Genomic DNA, 12,470 nt, shown 5'->3' on the forward strand with positions numbered 1-12,470 from the left:
GGTGAAAAAGCTATTTTCAGCAATCCTATTGCACCTTTACGGCATAGAGCTTTTCGTGAGCCGCTTTGAGTTTTGCTTCGGGGATTTTCATGACTTTACGATCGTAGGTCATAAGCCCGTTTGTTTCCACTTCAACATCGGTTGTTTGGGTATAAACTGCAGCCGATAATCCTTTTTGGATATACGGCACGAGTTGATCGATATACGACGCATAGGTTGTAAACAGTGTGTCTGCGTTTCTGAAGGTCCGGTAGCCCCAGTTATTTTTATCCTGCCAGGTATGTTCTTCAATCGGCAGCCCGAGTCCTCCATATTCACCAAGCACTATCGCCTGCTTTTTCCCAAAGAGGCTTGCCTTTGGCATGGCCGGGCCGGGGTAATTGTGCAGGTCCATGATATGGCCGGTTTCATGAAAATTGCCACCACTTGCGCTGTTTACAAGCCTTGAAGGATCATAATTCATGGTCCAATTGGTAATCTCGGTAGTCTTAAATTGACCCCAGGCTTCATTAAATGGCACCCACACCACTATGCTGGGAAAGTTGTGCAGATCGTCCATGATCTCCTTCCATTCCGATCTAAAAATATTTTCCGATTCCGGTGAACGCGTCATATCGCCATCGCCTTCCATACCTGGCCGGTTGTTCCACTTTGCACCCAGGTCGCCGCTCGGCATGTCTTGCCAAACGAGCATACCAACTTTATCGCAGTAGTTATACCAGATCGCGGGTTCAACCTTTACGTGTTTACGGATCATGTTGAAGCCCATCTGTTTGGTTTTGTCAACATCATAAGTAAGCGCCTCTGCAGAAGGTGCAGTATACAAACCGTCGGGCCACCAACCCTGGTCGAGCGGACCAAACTGGAAAACAAATTTGTCGTTTAGCAACATCCTTTGCATCCCATTGGCATCGGGCTTCATTGATATTTTTCGCATCGCGAAGTAGCTCTTTACTTCATCAACTGTTTTGCCATTGCGTACAATAGAAATCAAAAGGTCGTAAAGGAATGGGTTTTCCGGCGCCCACAATTTTGGGCTTTTAACGGATAGGGCCAGCGGCTGGCCGGGAGTGACAAATTGCTCATCGGCCTTGGCCTGGCCGTCTAAAGCCGTAACTCTCACCCGGTCCCCGGGCTGCAAATTTTTTGCATCCACCTGAACGGACAACGTTTGTTTATCAATGTCGGGAGTTTGTTTAAAGTTCGCGATATATGTCTTTGGAACTCCTTCGATCCAAACGGTTTGCCATATACCTGTTACCGGGGTATACCATATTCCATTGGGCCTGGTTACCTGCTTACCTCGTGGCTGAGGACCGCGATCAGATGGGTCCCATACACTCACTTCCAGTTGCTGGGTACCCTTTTTTAGGGCGTCGGTGATGTCGAAGGAAAAAGGATCGTAGCCGCCGTCGTGTGTGCCAACCTTCCGGCCATTAACGTATACCTCGGTACGCCAATCAACTGCCCCAAAGTGAAGGAGAACGTTTTTGCCTTTCATACCATCTGTAAGCGTAAACTCAGTTCTGTACCACAGCATACTGTCCTTTCCAACAGTTTTACCAACACCTGATAAGGCGGACTCCACGGCAAACGGAACCAGTATGCTTCCCTGGTGACCATTGGGTTTTGGTAGGTCTTTTGGAAGTATGCTGTAGTCCCACAAACCGTTGAGGTTTTTCCAGTTGCCCCGAACCATCTGTGGCCTGGGATACTCGGCATGAACCATTTTTGGGTTCACCTTTTCCGCCCAGGGGCTGCTGATTTTGCCGGGAACCATTTTCCAATCGGTGCCCTGGCCAAAAATGACGCCTGAGAACAGGTAAACCGAATTCAGGAGAAATACGAATTTCTTCAACATGCTAAATATTTTACCCTTTGTTTATAATTGACAAATCTTGTGCATCCTGCCGACTCGCACTAATACCCTGCACCTGGCGGACGAGTGTACCCGGGTATTTAAAGCGTTCTCAACAAATCATTAGACGTGATGCTGCTTACCGCTTCCTATTGTAGCCCCGCGTTCGCTTACCATAACCAGCCAAACAACGTCGTTCATTGCTGACTCGTTGATAGTAAGTGAATATCAGTTGAGCAATTACCCACACGGATCTGCTGTTAAGCATCACCGACTGAACTGACGAATAAAGTTGTATTTGATAGGGCATGTAAACCATACCGGCCCTTTTGCATTTTAGATTGCCGGGGCGCAAGGTAATAAGTACCAATTATGGATGACCCCTGGGGAGGGCGGCTGGGCAGAGCAATATCATAGTTGATCGTTAGAAAGTATACCCGTTAAATCCAAAAATAGCTGCGGAAATTTTAACAATTCTCTGGCAGCTTCTCCGCTGATTTAACAGGTTTGAAACAAATGTAAGTTAAACGTATTTTCGAATTCACCTGATAAATTCGCCCCAGTAAGTTTTTTTAATCCATGTGGCTGGCAGCCCTCACAACCACTACCAGACTGATTAATTAAAGGCTCTTTAATTTGAACAAATAAGCCCCGACGGAGAAGCTTGTCATGAGCATTTTAGTACGACTACAAGGGAACTGTTCGTTTGTTGCCTTTGAAATCTGAGATGATAACTTCCTTTACATCGTTATTTATTTGCAATATCCGGGTGCCCTGCGACAGGAAAGTTGAGCCATAGTAACATTCTACTTTCTGCTTACTGCCGTTCCCGTAAGTAAGTTCCGCGGTAAATTCCTGGTCCTTGAATTGGATCCACCGGGGCGTGCTTGCCGGCAGACTTGCTGACCTTGCAAAGACCACCATGCTGTCCTGGTTTTGCGTTGCGAGAAAAAGGTTGCCGCGGGGACTATGAACTCCTGCTAACGCCTTGGCGTCCCCGGGAACATAAAAGCCGCTCTGCGCTAACGGTACCGGGTCGAAGTTCCCTTTCCCATCCCCTTGCAGGTACAAGCCGTTAAAAGCATCGTGCCGTCCGCTTCCGGGTTCCATGCCGTGGTCATTTCCAACCAATAACAAGTCGTCGAAACCATCTTCGTTTATGTCCTTATTTATGATACCATATACTGGTGCGGTCTGCGCTTCAAGTGGCAGCGCCTTAATGGTAAACTGACCATTACCCTTGTTTTCGAAGTAGCTGCTGTTCATGTCGGTTGCCTTTAACACCAGTGCCCCACGGGTCAAATCCGGTGGCCACAAATCAGCCAGGGAAGCACGACCAAAAGATTTATAGGTCGGGTACTTTTTGCGGATTGTAATCAGTTGACTAATCAGGTCGTCGCGCGTATGCATAGGGTACGGCTTGCGGGAACTGTCGGTCGAAAGCGTATAACAAAATAACATTGGATCGAGCCGTCCGTTTTCGTTAAGATCCTTTGCATAAACGGTCATTGGCTCCTGTGCGGTAGCCTTAAAGTTTGAGTTTAGTCCAAGGTTACCGGCAACGTAATCAATATCGCCATCACGGTCGAAATCACCTGCAACCAGGCTGTTCCACCAGCCAGCATGTTCCTCGACCCCGGTGTTTTTCGTTATTTCAAAAGTAGTTCCCGTGTTCCTGAGAAAAGTTATGGGCATCCACTCTCCCGCCAGCACCAGGTCGGGTTTGCCATCGTTATTAAAGTCCGACCATAGCGCATCCGTTATCATCCCGGCATTTGCAAGTGGCAGACAATATTGCGCGGTAACATCCGTAAACTTTCCACCATCATTTCGCAGCAAGAAACTTCTTGGAGCTGCGGGGTATGCACCTGAAACACTGCGTCCTCCAACAAACAGGTCAAGGTCGCCGTCCTGGTCCCAATCTGCAGCACGCACACACGATCCGTTTGCCAACTCCTTCGGCAAGGCAGTTGGAGCCCAATTAAAATACCCATTGCCATCGTTAAGGTACAGTCGGTCCTGGTTTCCCGGATGATCTGGTGAAAACTCATAGCTGCCTGCAACTACATATAAATCCGGGTCACCGTCGTTGTCTGCATCAAAAAGCAATACCCCCATCTCTTCTGTAGCGGTATTGTTTTCCTGCAGTATTCTTGCGGGATCGAGGGTAAACTGCCCCTTGGCATCCTGCATGTAAAACACCCCGGGCCTACCAGGCGAACCGGCAATATAAACGTCTTCAAGACCATTCTTGTCGATATCTGCTACAGCTATTCCAGGACCATACTGGCTGAGTTTGTGAGGCAGTGTTGGTTGAATGTTGTAGTCAACTGCCTCCTTTTCCTGGTGTTTAAATTTAAGTCCAACCTGCGCGGACACCTCCGCTAAAAGGCCGGAAGGTTTTACGCCATCAGAAAAAGTCGGTGTTTTCGTAGCTGTCGCTTCGTTGATTGCTATGGTTTGATCAACACCTAATCCGGTTAGCAGTGTAGTAGCCCCGCTGGTCCATGTAACCCGTAGCGAGTCGATCTTAACGGTTTCGCCAAGGCCGAAATGTGCTTTTGCGTCAACGGTAGACAAGTAACCGCGACATGGCTGGTGTTCGTAAACCTGCTGCCTGCCGCCATAATAAAGCCTTACTGTTGCACCGATCGCGGTGAGGTTGCTGTTGGTACCTTTGAGCGACACCGCCAGATAATGGGTTGAATTAGGGCCGGATCTGATCAATGTATTCTCGTAAACAAAAGCGGTTTCATTGATATTGTTCACCACTACATCGAGGTCGCCATCGTTGTCGAGATCGGCATAGGCCGCACCGTTCGAAAACGAAGGTTTACTCAACCCCCAGTCTTTCGTAGCATTTTCAAACATAAAGCCTCCTGAATTTTTGAAGGCATAGTTTGATATTTTCACTACAGGTAATTTATCTACCAGTTTGAGGGAGGTAGTTACCTTGCCAGCAGCCTGCCCGTTATCAAACGAAATGTAGTCGAGATCGGTTACATCGCGGGGTAAGCCATTCGTGATGATGAGATCGCGAAAGCCGTCGTTGTCGAAATCGGCAACAAGTGGATCCCAGCTCCAGTCTGTTTGATAGATACCAGCCATATAACCAACTTCCTGGAACCTGGGGTGACCCTCGGGAGTATTGCCGGTATTGAGCTGCAAAACATTGCGTACGTATTGGTGCTGGTAGCCAAACTTTTTGCTGTTGAAGTAATTGTAATATTCGTTGCCCATTAACATGCCTTTCTTGCGCAGGTTACTCTCGGGTAACATATCCAGCGCAATTACATCAACGAGCCCGTCGTTGTTGATGTCGACAATGTCGGTGCCCATCGTAAACCAGCTGGTATGTTTAAAATATTCAGTGATACGATCGCTGAACGTTCCGTTTCGATTGTTGATGTACAGGATATCGTTAGCATGAAAATCGTTGCTGACGTAGATGTCGGGCCAGCCATCGGCGTTGACATCCGAAATGGATGCGGCATGGCCCCAGCCTTCTATAAGGATCCCTGCTTCCCGCGACACATCGGTGAACGTTTGGTTGCCATTGTTCCGGTAGAGATGGTCGGTGTTCAGGGCGCTGCCATCAACTACTTTTGGCCTGAACTTAATGGATGTTTTTGGGTCATCAAGGGTATTTGTCACCAGGTACATGTCGAGGTCACCATCATGATCGTAGTCGAAGAAAACCCCCTGGGTACTGTAACCATCATCTGCTAAACCATAACTGGTCGCCATTTCTTTAAATACGGGTATGCCTTGCTTGTTCACCCCCTGGTTGATGTACAGCAGGTTTTTGCGCTTTGATTTGGCTTTTCTGAAAGTGGCACATACATAGATGTCCAGCCAGCCGTCTGCATTGATGTCAACTACAGAAACACCAGAACACCAGCGTCCCTCTCCTGTTACGCCTGCGCTGGCGGTGATGTCGCGAAACTTCATCCCGCCTTCATTCAGGTAGAGTTTGTTCGAAACCATGTTACCGGAAAAATACATGTCCGGGCGACCATCGTTATTGAAATCACCAATGCCGACGCCACCCCCGTTATAGATGTATGCCTCATTGAGGATGTTAAGGCTGTCGGTTTCGGTAATGGTGTTTTTAAAGGTTACCCCTGTCTGCGTTTGCGGCAGCAGATTAAACAATGTCGGTTTTTGGGCGTGACCCACCAACAGAAGCAAGGAACTACACACAAATACCAGGATCGGCTTTAAAAAATGGCGAAGCATAATTGAAAGTATCAATTTTCACGAAAATCAAAACATTTTCATCGCTGAACCGCACTTACTCAACCTTTGGTTCAGATGAACGAAAGTTTTACTTTTGGTTGAGGGCCGCAGATTTTCTGTTGCGAAGCCAGATTGTGCCATGAAAATGATTTTCCTGCTTGTTTTTTGCTGCGTGCTAGTCACTACACCTGTTTTTGCAACAAAAGACTGGAGACATACCACTGAAAACGCAGCTTTTGTACACCGGGCGATCAAAAACGTTACCGACATCATCGTTTTCGACATTTATTCTCCACCAGTGGCCAGTCGCACCTATGCGTATACGACAATTGCCGGTTACGAAGCTGCACTACCGGCAAATCCCGGCTATAGGAGTTTTGCCGGGCAACTCACAGGTTTAAACCCCTTACCTGTATTAACCTCCGAGAAGCCGGCTTTCAGTGCAAGCTTGTCCGCGGTAACAGCAATAGTACATGTTGCCAAAACGATGATAATTTCAGAACAAAAATTGGTTACCGCCTACGAACAGTTGTTAAAAGAATTTGAGCAGTCCGGTATGCCGAAGGAAACTTACCAGAACTCAATAGCGTATGGCAAAATGGTGTCGGTTCATATACTAGCATGGGCTGCTAAAGACAACTACAGGCAGACACGCTCCCTTCCCCGTTACTCTATCATCGAAGAACCCGACACGTGGAAACCAACCCCACCGGCCTATATAAAAGCTATAGAGCCGCATTGGAGCAGGATCCGTCCGTTTGTAATTGACTCGGCGCAACAGTTTACCCCACCGCCGCCAACAAAGTTTTCGACTGATACCAGTGCACCTTTCTACCAGGAAGCGCTATCGGTGTACAAGGCTGGTTTAAAGCTTACTCCCCGTCAGGAAGAACTTGCGAACTTCTGGGATTGCAATCCCTTTAAAATGAATGTAAGGGGCCACGTACTTTTTGCAACAAAAAAAATTTCACCGGGGGGCCACTGGATAAACATAACGGCACTTTGTTCTAAAAAAGCCGGGGCCGGCATTGCCCAGTCTCTTGAAGCATATGCCTCCGTGGCCATTGCAATAGCCGATGGTTTTATCAGTTGCTGGGACGAAAAGTACCGGAGCAATGTTATCCGCCCGGAAACATATATCAACCAATACATCGATCCGAACTGGCAACCTCTACTACAAACCCCACCCTTCCCGGAGTATACAAGCGGGCACAGTGTAATTTCGACTGCCGCCGCCATTATGCTGAGCCGTTTGTTCGGTGAGCATTTCAACTTTACCGATTCATCGGAAATGGAGTTTGGCTTACCAGCCAGGAAATTTAAATCGTTTAAAGACGCAGCTGCGGAAGCAGCAATCAGCAGGTACTATGGAGGTATTCATTACATGCCTGCGATCGAAAACGGTATCAAAGAAGGGGGACAAGTTGGAACGTATGTTAGCAGGAAACTGGTAACGCGAAAAGAAAACAGCACGGTTACAGCAGCAATGAGCAAGTAACGGCTAGTGAAACAAGCATCGCCAGCCATTTGCTTTTTCTTGTGGACCCCGCTGCAGAACACCTGTTAAGTATCCTTGCGTCGCGCTCCCGTCCGAATGGCTTCAGCGGGGGGCTTGTGCTTATAAGTATACGCACTATCCTACATGCTTCCAAATAGCCACACGCTTAGTACATGGCAATTCGCGGGACGCTATTTTAGAGCTTCGTAAACCTCCAGTTCAATTATGCTTAAAGTTCCTTTTGCATCTTTGTCGTCTCTTGCTACACCATCATCCAGCTTTTTACCGGATACTTCCACACCCAGGTCTTCACCCTGTACTTTTGATACGTCGGCCAGTTGTATTTTCACTCTTTTTCCGGTCTGGGGCTTGCACTTTATCGTATAATATCCTAGGCTTGGTTTGGTTAAACCCCTGAAAGCTTCTTTGCCGTCAACCGTGATCACCAGTGGGTAAACTCGCGATCGAAAGTTATTGAGCTTAACACATATCTCGCTAATCGTTGCGGCTCTCTCGAGTTCATATTCTATCCATGCAGTGGACAGTTTTCCGTCGTTCACCCAATCACTAAGTTCATTATCGTCGTAGCTCATGGCGGCTGTATCGGTGTTGGCGCCTGCGACTGCCCCTATGATGTTGATTGGGGTACGTGTAACATTGAACGATGGTGTTGAGGGTGTTGGTCCTCTTTCGAGTCGTGTTGGTAAGCCCGCCGATGGCAGTACCTGTGTTAAACCGTTGGTTACAGGAAATGCTTTGGTCGACAAGTTTATAGATGCACTTTTTAGTCCTTCTGCATTCGCCGTAATTGTTATTACACCGGGGTTAGTGGTTGAACGCACCAGGAACCGGTTTACCCCATTTTCAACCGGAAAGCTTTTCTCGAGCACATAATTGCCGGGACCCATCGCCATTCCACCCCGCCATTCGCCGGCGCCCTTCAAATCATAAGTGATCATATTTAGAGCTGTGGGGCATCGACTTCCTTTAGCATCAATAACCTCAACTTCCACCAGCGCCAGGTCGTGCCCGTCGGCAACAAACGGGGTTGGCCGTTTAACAGCGGTCAAGCGCAGCCCTGCTGGTTCACCCGCTGTATGGATCCGGGCCGTACTTTGCTGCCTTCCCTGTGCATCGTAGCCTACGGCACTAATGTTCCCGGCCTGGTACACAACCTCCTTAAACGTAAACAGGAAGCCATTGCTTTTTTCACCAAAGCCTTGCGACTTACCATTTACTTTAAGTTCAACCCTTTCGGCAGTAGACACAACAAAGATGTCTTTCTTAACACCTGCAGCGTAGTTCCAATGACCGATAATGTGGGTACGGGCTTTTTCAGGACTAACCCAGCCATCCCACATCACCTCGTGTGCATAAAAATTTTGTTTTTTAATCCTCAAAGCATCTACCTCCCCACTACGGCGATAGTTCTCTTCACCCCGGTGATGGGTATTGGTCTCTGACCATATGATGTTGACCCCACCACTGCTTACGCGTTTGCCGGTTCCTGGTCTTTCGTTCCAGAACTCAAACCATCGCTTTACATTCTCCACAGCATGGCTTTCCATATTGCGGTTATAGGTCGAGGCATCCTGGCCATTGTATTTGGGCCCTTCACCATCCTTATGAAATGGCGGAGAGTATTCGTCCCAGTACTTTCTTGAGCCCTCGTCCCTTGAGTATTCCATGGCCCACATCGGTATGTCTCCACTTTTGTTGGTGTACAACATCTCGCCGCCGTATTCAGCGGCCTTGCTATCCAACATCTCCCTGGAACCAATCGCCCTTCCACCATGAGGGTCGTACTGATCCCGGATGGCTTTCATCTCCTGCATATGCTTTTCGCTGATCGACTCGTTGCCGCACTCGTAGAAAATGATGCTTGGGTTATTTTTATTGTAGATGATGGCATCGCGCATTACTGCCTTCCGCTGCTCCCATCTTGTACCATCAACGTCTTTTTCTGCATCCCCTGCGGGCATTGCCTGCAGCAGCCCTACCCGGTCACAACTTTCTACATCCTGCTTCCAAGGAGAAATGTGCATCCAACGTACCAGGTTTCCCCCACTTTCCACCATCAGCTTGTTGCTGTAATCACTTAACCATGCCGGAACCGATAACCCAATTGCCGGCCACTCATTTGATGTTCGCTGTGCATAGCCGTGCACCATGAGCACCCGGTCGTTCAGGTAAATCATCCCGTTTTCGAACGCTGTTTTTCTTAACCCGGTTTTGGTATGCACCACATCGGTGGGTTTACCGTTGATGCTAAGTGTTGTTTGCACATTGTACAAGTAACCGTAACCCCAGCTCCAGAAATGGAGACCAGCTACCAGTGAAGCAGCTTTTACAATTTTGGTTTCACCCGGAGCAATACTGATTTTGTCGCCGGAAAAGTGTTTAACCACTTGCCCATTCAATTCACTAATTGTTACCGAATAGGTGATTGCTTGTGGCTGACCACTTTCGTTTTTCACTTCAGATTCGGCATGTATTGTTGCCGAGCTACCCTTGATATTATAGTTGTCGGCATATATGTAAACCCCGGTTGTACCTAAATTTAAATTGAGGGGAAGGGTCTGATAAACTTTAGGAACGATATGCAGGTAAACATTTTTATTGATGCCACCGTAGTTGGCATTGAAGTTTTTATCTTCCCATTGATATTTCGTGTTGGTAGCCTTCTCCCGGTAATCCCAGCTGTTGTCAATTCTTACCGCAATGATATTTTCGTCAGCACCATGCTTCACAACATCGGTTACATCAAAGCCAAAGGCCGTGACACCATTTTCATGTAAGCCGATGTGTTTACCGTTGAGGTAAAAGTCGCCCGCCTGCCGGATGCCTTCAAACTCGAGAAATATTTTCTGGCCCTTTGCAGATGCAGGTAATTTGAAACATTTGCGATACCATGCGATACCCGTTGACAGGTCAACAATATCCTTCCTGAAAGCCTCGTCTTCGTTCCATGCCCATGGCAGGGTTACTTTCTTCCAGGAGGCATCGTCTGCACCCGGTTGTTCCAACCCTTTTGCATCGCCAACAAATACCTTCCATCCCGGGTTGAAATTGTATTTGACCCTTTGCGCCCGGCCAGGCTGTGCAAGAAGCAATCCGGTTAATAAAAAAACGAAAATGCGTACGGTGTAAGTTTTCATATGACGTTATAAAGCAGCAATAGTTACTCAGTTGATAAAGCCGGGATCCTAAAAACAATTCGTTTACAAACCAACTAATCCCTTTACGATGTTGACCTAGGAATCAATCAGGCGATTCGTATTGTGCTGTTGACTTAACATGAACTATGCACAACCATCAGCTGTAAACATTAGCAGGAAAGTTCGGGGAATAATGATAAGCATCTAACCTGCCCTATCCTGCATCCCTGATCGCTACAAATCGGCACATAGTCTGCCAGCTGTTGTCCCCTGCGCATAACCATGTGCACCCGGTAAACCTTGCATGCAAAACATCAATGGAAGGTGACCCGGCAATCATTCTGTCTGTAATGCTGGAATTTCTATCCGAATACCCGCGGGCACAACCGGACTTTTCGACATTGCTCTGCTGGTCATATCCCGGACTTATATCCAAGGTGAAATAATGTTCTATTTACATCACGTCAGATATTGGGTAAAGGACATTCCTTGAAATACTATCTACCTTGTGTATGAGAATACTATCCAATGGCATAATCTCCGGACATGCAACCCCATTTCATAAGCAAATTCAAAACCCTGGGCCTGATTTGCCTATTCACAAGTTTGGCCGGGGTAGTATATCAACTCATCGACCAGGATCGCCTCGATCGTAAAAGCGTGTTGATCGGGTTCCCTCTCGGCCTTGCCTTCGGCTTGCTGGAATTATTCCTGTTCCCGAAAGCTAAAACGCACTTTCGGCAATGGTCATTTACAGGAATTCTTGTCATCAAATCCCTGCTCTACACGACCGTTATTTATGCTGTCACAGTTGCCGTAGCAGCTATTGACGGGTTGTTTAGAGGTCGCACAATCGGTGAGCTTCTGGCTTTGGTAACGTCTTCGAAACAATTGATTTTAGTCGTTTATACCCTTGCAATCTACAGCTTACTTGTATTGTTCCTGCAGATCAACCACCTGCTCGGTCAGGGGGTTTTGTGGAAATTTATCATGGGCCGGTATCATAAACCCCGCGAGGAGGAAAGGATCTTTATGTTCCTTGATATGAAGTCATCCACTACCATTGCAGAGCAACTGGGGCATGTACGTTTCTATACCCTGCTTAACGAAATCTTCCATGAAATTTCAGAACCCGTACTGCAAACCGGAGCGGAAATCTATCAATATGTAGGCGATGAAGTGGTTCTTACATGGCAAGTTGAGCATGGCCTGAAAAACTCAAATTGCCTGAAATCGTTTTTCATGTTCCAGGAAAACCTGCTCAGAAATAGCGACCATTATCTTAGAAATTTTGGCGTAAAACCGGTATTCAAAGCGGGACTGCATTTTGGTAAAGTTGTAAGTGCTCAAATTGGTGATCTAAAACGGGAGATTGTGTATAACGGAGATGTGCTAAATACGACTTCACGAATCCAGGATCAATGTAATAAATACGGGCGGGATTGCCTCGTATCAGAACAGCTTATGAACCGGCTTGAACAAAAAAACGGCTTCCGGTGGGAAAGGATAGACAAGGTATTGCTTCGCGGCAAGGAAACAGAAGTCGAACTGTATAGTGTAATCAATATCCAACCCGCTTCGCGGGTTCCGGATTAACGAAATTCGAAAACACACAACAGGTAAAAACAGCATAATGCCGGCTAACTGGTAGGCCCTTACGCTACCAGGTTTTTTTATGGAACCGGCAGTGGAGTTTAATGCGGCTCCGGTTGTCCGC

The 12,470-nt window shown here is 47.4% G+C and carries 5 protein-coding genes; 2 read left to right on the forward strand and 3 right to left on the reverse strand.

All coding sequences use genetic code 11. From position 1 onward, the window contains the following. Positions 1-25: 25 nt before the first annotated feature. Together EXU57_RS03140 and EXU57_RS03145 are read right to left on the reverse strand one after the other, a co-directional pair. Entirely contained in the window at positions 26-1,861 is a 1,836-nt protein-coding gene (locus tag EXU57_RS03140) for a glycoside hydrolase family 2 protein (RefSeq protein ID WP_133266692.1), read from the reverse strand. 684 nt (positions 1,862-2,545) lie between these two features. Further along, positions 2,546-6,013: a VCBS repeat-containing protein gene (locus EXU57_RS03145; RefSeq protein WP_243745487.1), complete on the reverse strand. Its 3,468-nt coding sequence runs from the start codon at positions 6,011-6,013 to the stop codon at positions 2,546-2,548. A 223-nt stretch (positions 6,014-6,236) separates the two neighbouring features. Between EXU57_RS03145 and EXU57_RS03150 the strand changes: the two genes are divergently transcribed. Further along, a complete protein-coding gene (locus EXU57_RS03150) occupies positions 6,237-7,595 on the forward strand; it encodes a vanadium-dependent haloperoxidase (protein ID WP_133266694.1) in 1,359 nt (452 codons plus the stop codon). A gap of 191 nt (positions 7,596-7,786) precedes the next feature. Here EXU57_RS03150 and EXU57_RS03155 read toward each other — a convergent pair whose 3' ends face one another. Then, complete coding sequence (locus EXU57_RS03155; protein ID WP_133266695.1) at positions 7,787-10,753, reverse strand: glycoside hydrolase family 2 protein; 2,967 nt, start codon at positions 10,751-10,753, stop codon at positions 7,787-7,789. Positions 10,754-11,299: 546 nt separating this feature from the next. Here EXU57_RS03155 and EXU57_RS03160 point away from each other — a divergent pair. Beyond that, positions 11,300-12,349, forward strand: a complete 1,050-nt coding sequence (locus EXU57_RS03160) for an adenylate/guanylate cyclase domain-containing protein (RefSeq protein ID WP_133266696.1) — start codon at positions 11,300-11,302, stop codon at positions 12,347-12,349. The last annotated feature ends 121 nt before the right edge of the window (positions 12,350-12,470 follow it).

Source organism: Segetibacter sp. 3557_3 (assembly GCF_004354985.1).
In the GTDB taxonomy this organism is placed as follows: domain Bacteria; phylum Bacteroidota; class Bacteroidia; order Chitinophagales; family Chitinophagaceae; genus Segetibacter.

Coding starts and splice junctions, on each gene's coding strand:
- EXU57_RS03140 (WP_133266692.1), bottom strand. CDS start 1,861: ATGTTGAAGAAATTCGTATTTCTCCTGAATTCGGTTTACCTGTTCTCA.
- EXU57_RS03150 (WP_133266694.1), top strand. CDS start 6,237: ATGAAAATGATTTTCCTGCTTGTTTTTTGCTGCGTGCTAGTCACTACA.
- EXU57_RS03155 (WP_133266695.1), bottom strand. CDS start 10,753: ATGAAAACTTACACCGTACGCATTTTCGTTTTTTTATTAACCGGATTG.
- EXU57_RS03160 (WP_133266696.1), top strand. CDS start 11,300: ATGCAACCCCATTTCATAAGCAAATTCAAAACCCTGGGCCTGATTTGC.